General features: G+C 70.1%; 13 protein-coding genes. 2 read left to right on the top strand and 11 right to left on the bottom strand.

The features are described 5' to 3' along the window. Positions 1 to 155: 155 nt before the first annotated feature. The 3 genes from ACFQ6X_RS07395 to ACFQ6X_RS07385 form a co-directional block, all read right to left on the bottom strand. Entirely contained in the window at positions 156 to 3917 is a 3762-nt protein-coding gene (locus ACFQ6X_RS07395; RefSeq protein WP_383177268.1) for an AAA family ATPase, read from the bottom strand. A 285-nt stretch (positions 3918 to 4202) separates the two neighbouring features. Then, entirely contained in the window at positions 4203 to 4415 is a 213-nt protein-coding gene (locus ACFQ6X_RS07390) for a hypothetical protein (RefSeq protein WP_018551753.1), read from the bottom strand. A 439-nt stretch (positions 4416 to 4854) separates the two neighbouring features. Next, positions 4855 to 5136: an acylphosphatase gene (locus tag ACFQ6X_RS07385; RefSeq protein ID WP_356428079.1), complete on the bottom strand. Its 282-nt coding sequence runs from the start codon at positions 5134 to 5136 to the stop codon at positions 4855 to 4857. Positions 5137 to 5291: 155 nt separating this feature from the next. Between ACFQ6X_RS07385 and ACFQ6X_RS07380 the strand changes: the two genes are divergently transcribed. Then, positions 5292 to 6236 carry a CAP domain-containing protein gene (locus ACFQ6X_RS07380; protein WP_383177264.1) on the top strand — a complete coding sequence of 315 codons (945 nt, stop codon included), beginning with the start codon at positions 5292 to 5294 and terminating at the stop codon, positions 6234 to 6236. 140 nt (positions 6237 to 6376) lie between these two features. After that, positions 6377 to 6781, top strand: a complete 405-nt coding sequence (locus tag ACFQ6X_RS07375; RefSeq protein ID WP_383177261.1) for a winged helix-turn-helix transcriptional regulator — start codon at positions 6377 to 6379, stop codon at positions 6779 to 6781. 40 nt (positions 6782 to 6821) lie between these two features. On the opposite strand, the gene mutM is transcribed toward ACFQ6X_RS07375, so the two are convergent. The 8 genes from mutM to recG all read right to left on the bottom strand — a co-directional run bounded on the left by mutM (position 6822) and on the right by recG (position 14238). Next, entirely contained in the window at positions 6822 to 7679 is an 858-nt protein-coding gene (gene mutM / locus ACFQ6X_RS07370; protein ID WP_383177258.1) for a bifunctional DNA-formamidopyrimidine glycosylase/DNA-(apurinic or apyrimidinic site) lyase, read from the bottom strand. A 77-nt stretch (positions 7680 to 7756) separates the two neighbouring features. Next, the gene (gene rnc, locus ACFQ6X_RS07365) at positions 7757 to 8581 is read right to left on the bottom strand and encodes a ribonuclease III (RefSeq protein ID WP_329206980.1); all 825 of its coding nucleotides are present in this window, start codon (positions 8579 to 8581) and stop codon (positions 7757 to 7759) included. A gap of 19 nt (positions 8582 to 8600) precedes the next feature. Further along, positions 8601 to 8774: a 50S ribosomal protein L32 gene (rpmF, locus tag ACFQ6X_RS07360; protein ID WP_003965982.1), complete on the bottom strand. Its 174-nt coding sequence runs from the start codon at positions 8772 to 8774 to the stop codon at positions 8601 to 8603. Positions 8775 to 8776: 2 nt separating this feature from the next. After that, entirely contained in the window at positions 8777 to 9442 is a 666-nt protein-coding gene (locus ACFQ6X_RS07355; protein ID WP_329206982.1) for a DUF177 domain-containing protein, read from the bottom strand. A 148-nt stretch (positions 9443 to 9590) separates the two neighbouring features. Further along, positions 9591 to 10745 (bottom strand): cell division initiation protein, encoded by a 1155-nt coding sequence (locus ACFQ6X_RS07350; protein ID WP_383177253.1) that lies wholly within the window; start codon positions 10743 to 10745, stop codon positions 9591 to 9593. A gap of 97 nt (positions 10746 to 10842) precedes the next feature. Then, positions 10843 to 11322 (bottom strand): pantetheine-phosphate adenylyltransferase, encoded by a 480-nt coding sequence (coaD, locus tag ACFQ6X_RS07345; protein ID WP_329215035.1) that lies wholly within the window; start codon positions 11320 to 11322, stop codon positions 10843 to 10845. Between the two features lie 26 nt (positions 11323 to 11348). Beyond that, positions 11349 to 11933 (bottom strand): 16S rRNA (guanine(966)-N(2))-methyltransferase RsmD, encoded by a 585-nt coding sequence (gene rsmD, locus ACFQ6X_RS07340; protein WP_329206985.1) that lies wholly within the window; start codon positions 11931 to 11933, stop codon positions 11349 to 11351. A 91-nt stretch (positions 11934 to 12024) separates the two neighbouring features. After that, positions 12025 to 14238 (bottom strand): ATP-dependent DNA helicase RecG, encoded by a 2214-nt coding sequence (recG, locus tag ACFQ6X_RS07335; RefSeq protein ID WP_383177250.1) that lies wholly within the window; start codon positions 14236 to 14238, stop codon positions 12025 to 12027. Positions 14239 to 14255 lie beyond the last annotated feature (17 nt).

Here is a 14255-nt window from a genome sequence, read left to right as displayed (position 1 = left end):
GATTATGCGTTCAAGTTTCGAAGTCAAGACGCGGCCCTAGGCCTGGAAGTACTGACAACTACCCACTAGCACCCAAAAGGTGCGTTGAAGTGTTGAAGATTAGGTAAAGACGGCGTGCCCGTGTGTGCCCACGGCCCGCCCGGCCCCGCGGGTCCTCAGCGGAGCCGCTGGCTGATCACCTTGGAGACTCCGTCGCCCTGCATCGAGACGCCGTACAGCGCGTCGGCGACCTCCATCGTCCGCTTCTGATGCGTGATCACGATGAGCTGCGAGCTCTCCTGGAGCTCCTCCATGATCCGGATCAGACGCTGCAGATTGGTGTCGTCGAGCGCCGCCTCGACCTCGTCCATCACATAGAACGGGCTCGGCCTGGCCTTGAAGATGGAGACCAGCAGGGCAACGGCCGTAAGGGATCTCTCGCCGCCCGACAACAGCGACAGCCGCTTGACCTTCTTGCCCGGCGGCCTGGCCTCGACATCGAGTCCGGTCGTCAGCATGTTGTCCGGGTCGGTGAGGATGAGCCTGCCCTCACCGCCGGGGAAGAGCCGTGAGAAGACACCCTCGAACTCACGCGCGGTGTCCCGGAACGCTTCGGTGAACACCTGCTCGACCCGCTCGTCGACCTCCTTGATCACCTGCATCAGATCGGCGCGGGTCTTCTTCAGGTCCTCGAGCTGCTCGGAGAGGAACTTGTGCCGTTCCTCCAGCGCGGAGAACTCCTCAAGGGCGAGCGGATTCACCTTCCCGAGTTGCTGATACGCCCGTTCGGCCGCCTTCAGCCTCTTCTCCTGCTCCGCCCTGACGAACGGCTTCGGCTGGTTGCGCGGGTGCTCCGGATCCTCCGGCAGCTCCTCGCCCTCCGCCGCGGGGGACGGCGGCACGAGCTGTCCGGGGCCGTACTCGGCGGCCAGACCGGCCGGCTCCACGCCGAACTCCTCCAGCGCCTTCGTCTCCAGCTGCTCTATCCGCAGCCGCTTCTCCGCGCCGAGCACCTCGCCGCGGTGCACCGAGTCGGTCAGCCGGTCGAGCTCGCCCTTGAGGTCACGGCCCCGGTTGCGTTCCGCCGCCAGTTCACGCTCGCGCCCGGCCTTCGCGGCCTCGGCCGCGACCCTCTCCTCCTCGGCCCGTACGACGGACACCTCGACGTGCGCGAGCAGCTGCCGGGCTCCGGAGGCCACCGCGGAGGCCACCGCGGCCTCGTGGCGCAGTCGGGCGCGGCGCTGCTCCGCGCGGGTCCGGGCCTCGCGCTCGGCGCGCGCCCCGCGGTCGAGGGCCTCGGCGCGCCCGGCAAGTCCCTTGACCCGCTCCTCGTGGGTACGGACCTGGAGCCGCGCCTCCATCTCGGTCTGGCGTGCGTTGGCGCCGTCGGCGGCGAGCCTGTCCCGTACGGAGGTGTCGGGCTCCTCCTCCACCGGGGTCTCCTCGGCGACGAGCAGCCGCTCACTGAGCTCCTCGGCCTCCTCGGTGGCCCGCTCCAGCGCCTCCTGCGCCCGGGCCGCGGACGCGGTCGTACGCTCGGCCTCCCCGGCTGCGCCCCGGGCCTGCCCGGCCAGGCGGCCGAGTTGCTGGGCGACCCCGGACTTCTCCCGCTCCGCGGCTCGGCGCCGCTCCCCCAGCTCCTCCACACGGGCCGCGCCCTCGCTGCGCAGGGTCCCCGCACGCTGTTGCGCCCCGGCGAGCTCCTCGCACCGTACGGCCAGCTCGGCCAGCTCCGCTGCGGCCTCGTCGACCGAGGCCTGCACCTCCAGAAGGCTGGGCGCCCCGGCGGACCCTCCGTGCGCGAAGTGCGCCCCCAGCACATCGCCCTCGGCGGTCACCGCGGTCAGCCCCGGATGGGCGGCGACCAGGTCCTCGGCGTCCTCCAGCGTGCCGACGACGACCATGTCGCGTACCAGCCGCCGTACGGCCACCATCAGTTCGGCGGGGCCCTGCACGAGCTGGGCGACGGAAGGCGCGGACACGGCCCCCGCCCGGTCGGCGGATGCGACGGCCGCGTCCTGACCGGCCGTGGGCACAAGGGCCGAGGCCGGATCGGCCGGCGCCGGAACGGTCCGCCCCGGCTGCGCGGCCTGCCCGGTGGCCGGGTACCCGGGCGCACCGGGCTCCCCGCCCTGTCCGGGTACGAGCCCCGCACCGTGCTCCATGCCGCCACCGGTAACGCCGGACGCCTGGCCGGGCAGGTGTCCCGCAGCGGCCCCCGTACCTCCGAGCAGCAGCGCCGCGCGGCCCGCGTCCTGCTTGCGCAGCAGACGGATCGCGTCCGCCGCAGTCGCCGGGTCCGTCACCGCGATCGCGTCGGCCGCCGCCCCCAGAGCCGCCGCCACCGCGACCTCGTGCCCCGGAGCCACGGTGAGGAGTTCCGCGGCCGGGCCGAGCAGTCCCGACAGCCGGTCCCCCGCGCCGAGCAGCACGCCCGTGCCGTCCTTGCGGCGCAGTCCCAGCGAGAGCGCCTCGTGACGGGCGGCGAGCGCGGCACGCTTGCGCTCCGCCGACGTGGCCGCCTCCCGGGCCGCGCCGAGTGCGGCCTCGGCCCCCGCCAGCTCCCGCTTGGCCGCCTCGTGCTGTTGCGCCAGTTCCGCGTCGCCCGCGTCCAGGCCGTCGACTTCGGCCTTGAGCTGTTCGTACTCCTCCTGTGCGGCGACCGCCCGCTCGCGTGCCTCGTCCCGCGATGCGGTGAGCCTGTCGATCTCGGCCTGCGCCGAACCGGCGCGGCTGCGGGCAGCGTTGACCTGGCCGTTCAGCCGGGCGAGGCCTTCGCGCCGGTCGGCGATGGCCCGGGCCGCGTCCCGGAGCCTGCGCTCCTCGGCGGCCAACTCGCGTTCCAGCTCGGCCCGGTGCGCGGTGGTGTCCTCCAGGGCGTGTTCCGCCGCCTCCAGCGCGGCCTCCAGCTCCGCCTCCTGCTCGCGGATCCGGGCGGCCTCGCGCTCCATGTCCTCGGGGTCCCGGCCGCGCCGCTCCTCCTCCGGTGCGGCGGAGGCGCTCTTCACGCGCGCGTCGGCGAGCGAGATCGTGCCCCGTACGCGTTCGGCCAGCTGCGAGAGTTCGTACCAGGTCTGCTGGGCCCGCTGCAGCCTCGGTGCGAGCCGCCGTACCTCGTCCTCGAGGTCGGCCTCGCGGGCGAGCGCCGCCTTGAGCTCGGCCTCGGCCTTCTCCCTGCGCAGTTTGAGCGCCGCCTCGTCGGCGATCTCGCCGCGCAGCGCGTCGTGCAGCCCGACCAGGTCGTCGGCGAGGAGGCGCAGCCGTGCGTCACGCAGATCGGCCTGGATGACGGCGGCCCGGCGGGCGACGGCGGCCTGGCGGCCCAGCGGTTTGAGCTGGCGCCGCAGTTCGTCGGTCAGGTCCTGGACCCGGGCCAGGTTGGCCCCCATCGCCTCCAGCTTCCGCAGCGCCTTCTCCTTGCGCTTGCGGTGCTTGAGTACGCCGGCCGCCTCCTCGATGAAGGCGCGTCGCCCCATCGGATCGGCGTGCAGTACGGAGTCCAGCCGCCCCTGGCCGACGATGACATGCATCTCGCGGCCGATACCGGAGTCCGAGAGGAGTTCCTGGATGTCGAGCAGTCGGCAGGTGTCGCCATTGATCTGGTATTCGCTGCCGCCGTTGCGGAACATGATCCGGGTGATCGTCACCTCGGCGTACTCAATGGGCAGCGCACCGTCGGAATTGTCGATGGTCAGCGACACTTCCGCGCGGCCGAGCGGTGGTCTGCCGGTGGTGCCGGCGAAGATCACGTCTTCCATCTTGCCGCCGCGCAGGCTTTTGGCTCCCTGCTCGCCCATGACCCAGGAGAGCGCGTCCACCACATTGGATTTGCCGGACCCATTGGGTCCGACGACGCAGGTGATCCCCGGTTCGAACCGCAGGGTCGTGGCGGAGGCGAATGATTTGAAACCACGCAGGGTCAGGGCCTTGAGGTGCACGCCGCCGGACTCTACCTTTCACTCTCGGTTTCGCTGATGAAGGTGCAGGGCACATCAGACGGTAAGCGAAGAGCGATAGATCCGGGACGGGCCGGGGGGCAAAGAAAGAAGGGACGCCGAGGCGTCCCTTGTAAATCGTATGCAGTCCCGCGTGACGGATCGCGAACGGGCCGGATCACAAGCAATCCATACAGTTCCCGGACGACGATCCGTGACGAAGACATTCCAGTGGTGATCCCGTACGGCTGCCACGTGCAGCCCGACCGGCCCCGACAGGGCCATCGGTCAGGTCAGCGCGGGCTCCGCCTGGGGTACGTCAATGTCGATGCTGTCGAGCAGCGACTCTTGGTGCTGGGCGGCGGCGTTGAGCGCGTCGTTCTCGTCCTGGATCCGTACGAGCTCGGATTCCAGGTCCTGGACGCGCTGCTGGAGCCGTCGCATCTCGGCGAGGAGTCGCGGATCGGAACCGCCGACGTAACCGAGAAGCGCCTTTGCCATGATGGATGGTCCTCCACACTGAGTGACCGACCGATGCGGTGTGGGTCGTGAGGGAATCGCACCCGCGGTGCTCGGCAGTGCTCTGTCTTCACTGTGGTTCTGCTGCCAAACAGCTCTGCCAAACAGCTAAGGTGCGCGGGGTTTTCAGCGTCTCACCAAAAAGTTTGACGGTCAACACGATCACACCCCGTTGAGCCGGGTGTCCCGGGGGCGCGCGGCCGGACGATCATGCGGCGCGACTCTCCTGCGGGGTCCCGAGGGGCGTGGAGATCTTCGTCAATGCCGCAGCCTGGCATGACATGACGTTCTTGGCAACCATGCTCCGTCGGCGGGTTCTTTCGCAGGTCATTTCGGGTGCGGGGTCCTCGACGACCCGCTCGGTCACCCCTCGCGGCACCCCGGATACGGAGCGGATCCGTGTGCCCTTTCGTCACCCCGGTCAGCGGATTGCGAATCCCTCATATCCACCGCGCGGCGTGTCCCAGATCTCAGTGACTCCGTCCACGCGGCCGGGTGTGTCGTCGGAGCCGAGCCAGTCGAGCAGACGGTGGCAATTCTCACGTGCCCCTTCGGCAACAACCTGCACCCTGCCGTCGTCGAGATTGAGGGCAAAGCCGGTGAGGCCTCCGATCTCCAAAGCATTTGCCCTGGTGAACCAGCGGAACCCTACTTGCTGTACTCGGCCGCGTACCCAGACGACGAGTCGTGCATCTTCGCTCATGCCCGAACGCTAACCGGCCAATTGCTCAACGAGCACGTCACCCCTTTACGCCATGGCGTACAGTCCCCTCGCAATAGCCTCACCCGAACGGGTGAGATCGACAGCGAACACGGTGACGTCGCAGTGACGCCCGGAGCACGAGGAAGGCACAGCGCATGGGACGCCATCGACGCTCGGGCGCAGCCCCCGCCGCTGACCAGCACACAGCGGGCGGGACGAGCGGGCACCGCAGCACCCGCCGCAGGAAGCGGGCCGGGGCGCCTCTGCGCACCGGACTTCTCGGCGTGTCCGCGGCCGTGGCCGTCGGCGCGGTCGCTGTCGCGTCGGGCCTTCTGCCCGGCGGTGACAACACCTACAGCGTGAGCGGCGGCCCCGCCTCCGACCAGGTCCGCGCGGGCGGTGCCCCGGACCTGCTGACGCAGGGCGGTTCCTCCGCCACGCCGACCGACCGCGCATCGGAGTCCGCGTCCGCCCAGGCCGGACGGGGAAGCGTGCGCCCCGCGGCGCCGTCGAAGTCCGCCTCGGCCACTCCGACGAAGAAGCCGTCCGCCACCGCCTCGAAGCCGGCGGCCAGGAAGGCCGACAAGCCGACGAAGAAGCCGGAGCGCACGAAGGCGCCGGCCGCGGAGTCGAAGAAGCCTTCGAGCCCGGCCACCAAGGCCCCGGCCGCGCCGAAGAAGCCGTCCGCCACTCCGAGCCGCAAGACCACGGCCCCGACGGCCGACACCTCCGCGCAGGCCGAGGTGCTCGCCCTGGTCAATCAGGAGCGCGCGAAGGTCGGCTGCCGCCCGGTCACCGCCAGCGCCTCGCTGAACGCGCTCGCCCAGAGCTTCAGCGAGGACATGGCCGCCCGCGGCTTCTTCGGCCACACCGACCCCGACGGAGCGACCCCCTGGGACCGCGCCGACAAGGCCGGCGTGGAAGGCCTCGGCGGCGAGAACATCGCCCGCGGCCAGGCCGACGCCCAGGCCGTGATGGACGCCTGGATGAACAGCGACGGCCACCGCGCAAACATTCTCAACTGCGACTACACGACGCTCGGCGTGGGTGTGCAGCTCGGTTCCGGCGGCCCGTGGTGGACGCAGGACTTCGGCTTCTGACCCGCTCCCGGCCGGCTTCCGGCCTCTCCGCGACGGCATGACGTAGGTGCAGCGCTCACCAGAAGTGAGCGCTGCACACGCGTAAGCTGGCCCCCATGGGCGGGACGGACATGGGCGGATCGGGTTTGGGCGGATCGGGCATGAGCGGGTCGGATGCGGACTCCGCGCGCAACGGCAGCGGAGTGCCCTTCGACGTGTTCTCCCGGAACTGCCCCTCCCGCGGAACGCTGGAGCACGTCACGGGCCGCTGGGGCAGTCTGACGCTCGGCGCGCTGTACGGGGGCAGCCTCCGCTTCAACGAGCTGCGCCGTCGGATCGACGGGGTCAGCGAGAAGATGCTCTCCCAGACCCTGCACGCCCTGGAGCGCGACGGTCTGGTGCACAGGGAGGCCCAGCCCACCAACCCGCCGCGGGTCGACTACGAGCTGACAGCTCTGGGCCGCGAGGTCACCGGACAGTTGCTGGGGCTCATCCACCTCGTGCAGGGCCGGATGCCCGAGGTGCTCGACGCACGCGGGCGCTACGACGGGGCACACGGAGCCTGAACCGCCGCGGCCCGTGCCCGGCGGACGTGCCTGAGCCGCCTCAGCCCGTGCGCGGCGGCCGCTGACAGCGTGGGCAGAAATAGCTGGATCGGTTCATCCAGGGGCGACGGCGCATCGGCGTGCCGCAGCGGTGGCACGGCTCGTCCTCGCGTCCGTACGCGTCGAGCGACCGGTCGAAGTAGCCGGACTCGCCGTTCACGTTGACATAGAGGCTGTCGAAGCTGGTGCCGCCCTGATCGAGCGCCTCGTGCATCACCGCCCGTACATGGCCCAGCAGCTCAGCCGACTTCGGCCGGGTCAGGGTCGCGGTGGGCCGCTCGTAGTGCAGCCGGCTGCGCCAGAGCGCCTCGTCCGCGTAGATGTTGCCGACCCCGCTGATCAGGGACTGGTCGAGCAGGGCGCGTTTGACCGTCGTACGGCGCAGGCGCAGCGCCGTGTGGAACGCGGCGTCGTCGAAGGCCGGGTCGAGGGGGTCGCGCGCGATGTGCGCGATGACGTCGGGCAGTCCGTCGGGGGTGTTCTCGTGGAGCGAGAGGCCGCCGAAGGTGCGCTGGTCGACGAAGCGCAGTTCGGTGCCGAGGTTGTCGTCGAAGCGGATCCTGATCCGCAGATGCTTCTCGTCGGGGGCCTCCCCTGGCTGCACCAGCAGCTGACCGCTCATGCCGAGGTGGCCGAGCATCGAGGAGGACACCTCCTCCAGCGGTACCCAGAGGTACTTGCCGCGGCGCATCGCCGTGCCGAAGCGCCGGCCCGTCAGCCGGGCGGCGAAGTCCGGCCCGCCCGCGAGGTGTCGGCGGACCGCACGCGGGTGCAGGACCTCGACCTCGTCGACGGTCCGCCCGGTGACCCAGCGCTCCAGACCGCGCCGTACGACTTCGACCTCGGGCAGTTCGGGCACGGCGCTCCTTCGAGGACATGACGGCAGGACAACGAAAACCCCCCGGTGCGCCAGGCACCGAGGGGCTGTCGGATGGTTCAGGCCGGAGTGGCGTCCGTGTTCGGCGACGGGTCGGCAGGGGTGTCGGCGACCCCTGCGTCGGCAGCGGCCTTCTCTGCCGCCTCCCGCGCTTCTGCGGCGGCGCTGATCTCACGCCAGGCGGATTCTGCCGCCTGCTGCTCCGCTTCCTTCTTGCTACGGCCGGTGCCGGTGCCGTACGAGACACCACCGACGCGAGCAGCAGCAGTGAAGGTCTTCTCGTGATCGGGGCCGGTCTCCGTGACGAGGTACTCGGGAACTCCGAGGCTCTCGCTCGCGGTGAGCTCCTGGAGACTGGTCTTCCAGTCCAGGCCGGCTCCGAGGTTGGAGGACCTGTCGATCAGCGGGTCGAAGAGCCGGTGAACCAGCTCCGAGGCCACGCCGAGGCCCTGGTCGAGATAGACGGCGCCGATCACCGCTTCAAGGGTGTCGGCGAGGATGGAAGCCTTGTCCCGGCCACCCGTGCCCTCTTCACCGCGGCCGAGCCGGATGAAGGAGCCGAGTTCGAGGCCGCGGCCCACTTCCGCAAGTGCACGCGAGTTGACCACCGCGGCCCGCAACTTGGCCAGCTGGCCTTCGGGCAGGTCGGGGTGGGTGCGGTACAGCGTGTCCGTGACCACCAGGCCGAGCACCGAATCCCCGAGGAATTCGAGCCGCTCGTTGGTGGGCAGACCGCCGTTCTCGTATGCGTACGAACGGTGGGTCAGCGCACGCACCAGAAGGGCGGACTCGAGGTGGTACCCGAGCCGCCCTTCCAGAAGCGTGTGGGACGAGGCTGTGTTGACGTTGTCTGCCTGCTTCTTGGCGCTGGACAACTCAGACATCGGGCCTCTCACCAGCCGCTCAGACCTCGAGGACCTGGCGCTTGTTGTAGGTGCCGCAGCTCGGGCACGCAATGTGCTGGAGCTTCGGCTCCTGGCAACGCTCGCACGAAACCAGGGTGGGGACCGCAGCCTTCCACTGCGACCGGCGGTGGCGCGTGTTGCTGCGCGACATCTTCCGCTTCGGAACAGCCACGGCTACTTCTCCTGCTTCTCGTCGACGCCAGGTTCGGCGCCGCCCATGTTGTCCTTCTCGCCGTCCTGAACGGTCTCGGCGAGTCCTTGCAGTGCCGCCCAACGTGCGTCGACGGCATCGTGGTGGTGGCCGGGATTCTCGTCCAGCCTGATTCCGCATTCGGAACACAGACCGGCACAGGTCTCCTTGCACACCGGCTGCATCGGCAGTGCGAGCACTACCGCATCACGCAGCACAGACTCGAGGTCGAACAAGCCGTCCTCGAGGAAGAACCTGTCCTCGTCGTCCTCGGCGTCGTCGACCGGGTCCGCGGTCCTGCTGCGGTTCCGGTCATCGGCGTCAGGGTACGAGAACATCTCCTGGAAGTCCGCTGCCACCTCAAGGCGCACCGGCTCCAGACACCTTACGCACTCCCCCTCGGCCGTTGCACGGGCGGTGCCTGTGACGAGCACCCCTTCCATGACCGATTCGAGGCGGAGGTCCAGCACCACGGGTGCCTTCTCCGGCACACCGATGACCCCGTCGATACCGAGATCCTTCGGCGCTTCCACCGAGCGGGTCAGCCGCTTCAGGGCACCGGGACGCCGACCCAGCTCGCGCGTATCGAACACGAGGGGGTTGCGGTGGTCGAGGTGACCGTTCAGGGCTTTTCCCGCTTTCGAAATCATGTGCAATGTGCAGCTTCTGGAGGGGCCGCCCAGGTCCGGAGAGGAAGAGGGCAGCCGGGATCGCGGCATACGCGCGACCGAAGAGCCAGGATACTGGACGTACCGCCCAGCTCCCAATCCGGTCCGGACTGCCGCCGGCGCGCTCCGGTCAGCGCCCCTGTTCGTACCGGCGCAGCTGCTCCAGGTCGATCATGCTGGTGTCGAAGAGGCTGGTCTCGTCGAGCGCGCTCTCGCCCTGCGGCAGAGGGGCCTGGGCCTGCTGCGGCCAGCCGTACTCCTGCTGGGGCTGCGCCTGGAGCCCGCCCTGGTCGTAGCCCTGCTGCTGGTAGGCGGCGTACGGGTCCGGCTGCTGCTGGTAGCCGTAGCCGTCCTGCTGGACCGGCTGGTCCTGGTAGGCGTACGTCTGCGCGTACTGCGGCTCGGGCTGCGCCTGTACGGGGAACCCGGTCTGCGAGGGGTCCTGGTAGTCCGGCACCGTGCCGTCCTGGTAGTCCGCCACCGGCGCGTAGCCCGGCTGCGCGGGCTCCGCGTACAGGGGCTGCTGGGGTGCGTGCTGCGGCTCCGGGGTCGAGAGCTCGGCCAGGCCCGCCCAGTGGTCCTCGTCGCTGGTGCGCTGGTGGCCGCCCGCGGCGTCCTGGGCGGCCATGTGCGCGCCGAGGTCGTCGGTGGCGACCCGTCCGTGCAGCTTCTGCCGGCCGCGGCCGACCGCTTCCAGGGTCTTGGCCAGCACGGCCTCGAAGGCACCGAGCTTGGTGTCGACGTAGTCGTCCGCGCGCCGCCTGAGCGTCTCGGGGTCCGCGCTGCGCTCGGGCGCCTCGGTGAAGTCCGGGTCCTCGTAGCCCTGCTCGTCGAGCCCTTCGCTGCGGCCCAGGAGCTTCTCCCGGCCGCGGTCGACGGAGCCGATGGTCTTGGTGAGGACGACCTCGAAGTTGGCGAGCTTGCTGTCGACGTACTCGTCGGCCTCGCCGCGGACCTCGTCGGCCTCCCTGCGGGCCTCGGAGAGGATCCGGTCGGCCTCCGCCTGGGACCGCCGGGCGATCTCGGTGTCGGAGACCAGCGAGCCACGCTGGGCGTGGGCCGACTCGATGATCCGCTCGGCCTCCTGCCTGGCCTGCTCCACGAGCTGCTCACGGCCGCCGATGAGCTCCTCGGCGTGGGCCAGCGAGCCGGGCAGCGCCTCGCGCACCTCTTCGAGCATCGCGAGCAGCTCGGCGCGGTTGATCACACAGGACGCCGACATGGGCATGGCGCGGGCGTTCCCGACCGTTTCGACGATCTCGTCGAGCTTCTTCTGCACGTCCACCGTGTGCTCGCCACTCTCTGCTGCTGTTGGAGACGGACGGGACGACTGTAAGGCCAGTCGCCTCCCGTCCGACACCTGGTGACGGACGGTCAGCACATCACTTCTGACCGAGACGTTCCACGAGGGCCTCGTGGACGGACGGCGGCAGCAGGTGCGAGACGTCGCCGCCCCAGGTCGCCACCTCCTTGACCAGGGAGGACGACAGGAAACTGTAGGTGGGATTGGTCGGCACGAAGAGTGTCTCGACCCCCGAGAGCCCGTTGTTCATCTGGGCCATCTGCAGCTCGTAGTCGAAGTCGCTGACGGCCCGCAGGCCCTTCACGATCGCCGGGATGTCGCGCTGCTTGCAGAAGTCGACCAGCAGGCCGTGGAAGGACTCGACCTCGACGTTGCCGAAGTCCGCGGTGACCTCGCGGATCATCTCGATCCGCTCCTCGACCGTGAACAGGCCGTTCTTGGACTGGTTGATCATCACCGCGACGTGCACGACGTCGTACAGCTTCGAGGCTCGGCCAATGATGTCGAGATGTCCGTTGGTGATGGGGTCGAACGACCCCGGACAGACGGCGCGGCGCAACGTGGTTCCCTCGCTCTCCGATGCGGTCATCGTGCGTCTTCGCACGTAGAGGCGGCGCGACCGTACCAAAGCGTTCCCTCGCCGTAGCGACGGGCCCGCAGTGGCTCGAATCCTGCCGGCCAGCTGAATTCTCCGCCTCTGGTGCTGCGTTCCACCGTGACGAGAGCATCGTCGCTGAGCCACCCCTGAGCACGGAGTGTGAGCAGTATCTCGCCAAGATCGCCATCCGTGACTGCGTACGGCGGGTCGAGGAACACCACGTCGTAGGGGTCCGCGGGGGCCGGTCCTGTCACGATCTGCTCGGCTTTGCCCGGCCGGACTTCGGCGCCGGGCAGACCGAGGGTGCGCACGTTGTCACGGACGGTGCGTACGGCCTTGGCGTCGGCCTCCACGAGCAGCGCGTGGACCGCACCGCGGGAGAGCGCCTCCAGGCCGACGGCGCCGGAGCCCGCGTAGAGATCGGCGATACGGATGCCGTCGAGGGTGCCCAGGAGCGCTTCCCAGGTGGAGAACAGGCCCTCGCGCGCCCGGTCGGACGTGGGGCGGGTGCCGGTGCCGGGCGGGACGGCCAGGCGGCGTCCGCCGGCCGAGCCGGCGATCACGCGGGTCATGGGTGTCTGGTCCTCGGGTCGCGGGCAGCACGCAGGACGGGACGCGTGCCGTGCTCCCCACGATATGGCGTCGGTGCGGATCCGGCCCTGGTCACCCCTTGTCGAGGTACTCCTCCCTGTCCTTGTCCAGGAGCGCGTCCAGCGCGATACGCAGCTCGGGGAGCCGCTCCAGCGCGGGGTCGTCCGCGACGACGCGGACCGCCTCCTCGCGGGCTGCCGCGATGACCTCCTCGTCGTCGATGACGCTGAGCACCCGCAGGGAGGAGCGGACGCCGGACTGGGCCTGGCCGAGGACATCGCCCTCGCGGCGCTGTTCGAGGTCGATCCGGGAGAGCTCGAAGCCGTCGAGGGTGGCGGCGACGGCGGAGAGCCTGGCGCGGGCGGGGCTCGCCTCATGGGCCTCACTGACCAGCAGGCACAGGCCGGGGGCCGAGCCCCGCCCGACACGGCCTCGCAGCTGGTGCAGCTGGGAGACCCCGAAGCGGTCGGCGTCCATGATCACCATCGCGGTGGCGTTCGGCACGTTCACCCCGACCTCGATGACGGTGGTGGCGACCAGGACGTCGACCTGGCCGGCGGCGAACCGGCGCATCACGTCGTCCTTGTCGTCGGGGTGCATCCTGCCGTGCAGCACCTCGGTCCGCAGGCCGGTGAGCGCGCCCTTGCGGAGCTGTTCGGCGATCTCCAGCACGGCGAGCGGCGGACGCTTCTCGGCGTCGTCCTCGGGGGCAGCGGGCTTCTTCCCCTTCTTCTTCTCCGCGGCCTCGTCGGCGTCGTCCCCGATGCGGGGGCAAACCACGTACGCCTGGTGGCCGTTCTCCACTTCCTCGCGGACTCGTTCCCAGGCGCGGCTGAGGAAGTGCGGCTTGTCCTTGGCGGGGACGACATGGCTGGCGATGGGTGAGCGGCCGGCCGGGAGCTGGTCCAGGACGGAGGTCTCCAGGTCCCCGAAGACGGTCATCGCGACGGTTCGGGGAATGGGTGTGGCGGTCATGACCAGCAGATGCGGCGGCTGCTTGCCCTTGGAGCGCAGCGCGTCGCGCTGTTCCACGCCGAAGCGGTGCTGTTCGTCGACGACGACCAGGCCGAGGTCGTGGAACTGCACCTTGTCCTCGATCAGCGCATGGGTGCCGATGACGATCCCGGCCTCGCCGGTGACCAGGTCGAGCAGCGCCTGACGGCGGGCGGGAACACCCATGGAGCCGGTGAGCAGGACCACTTTGGTGCCCCGGTCAAAGCCGCCGAGCATGCCGCCCTCCGCGAGCTCGCCCATCATCTCGGTGATGGACCGGTGGTGCTGCTGGGCGAGCACCTCGGTGGGTGCCAGCATCGCGGCCTGGCCGCCCGCGTCGACGACGGTGAGCATGGCGCGCAGGGCGACCATCGTTTTCCCTGAGCCGACTTCTCCCTGCAGCAGCCGGTGCATCGGGTGTTCCGTCGCCAGGTCGCCGAAGATCTCTCCGGTGACCTTCTGCTGGCCTTCGGTGAGCGTGAAGGGCAGCTTGGCGTCGAAGGCGTCGAGCAGTCCGTCGGGGACGGACGCGCGGGCCACCGCCGGGAGTTGGGTGTCCGCGTAGCGGCGGCGGGCGAGCGCGACCTGGAGGACGAAGGCCTCGTCCCACTTCAGCCGCTCCCGTGCGGCGGCGATGTCCGCCTTGGTGTGCGGGCGGTGGATCTTGAGCAGCGCCTCGGGCAGCGGGACGAACCCGCGCCCCTCCCGGAGCGTCGCGGGCAGCGGGTCGACGGCCTCCTGGGCGCTCGGCAGGACGGTGTCGACGGCCTTGGCGATCCGCCACGAGTCGAGTTGCTTGCAGGCGGGGTAGATCGGCAGCAGCTGCCCGGCGAAGGCGTCCACGGCGTCCGTCGCCTCGTCCTCGTCGTGGGCGTCGAGGAGTTGGTAGGTGGGGTGGGCGAGCTGCATCTTCCGGTTGAAGACGGAGACCTTGCCGGCGAACATCGCGCGACGGCCGGGGAGCAGTTCCTTGTGCGGTTTGTGGACGCCGTGTCCGAAGAAGACCAGCTGGAGCCTGCCGCTGCCGTCGGTGAGGGTGACTTCCAGGCGCTTGCCGCGGCCGTTGTTGAACATCATGACCCGCGCGTCGGCGACCTGTGCGACGACTGTCACGTGCTCGTCCAGCGGGAGCTCGGTGAGCGCCGTGAGGCGGCCCCGCTCCTCGTAGCGCCGTGGGTAGTGGTGCAGCAGGTCACCGACCGTGTGCAGGTCGAGGTGCTCGGCCATCACCTTCGCGGTGGCTCCGCCGAGCAGCTTCTTGAGGGGTTCATCGAACGCGGACACGCGATCCATTGCACACCACGGCACCG

Source organism: Streptomyces sp. NPDC056452 (assembly GCF_042796085.1).
Lineage (GTDB): Bacteria > Actinomycetota > Actinomycetes > Streptomycetales > Streptomycetaceae > Streptomyces.
The sequence above is the reverse complement of the archived record's forward strand: the minus strand, read 5'-3'. Positions and strand labels throughout refer to the sequence as shown.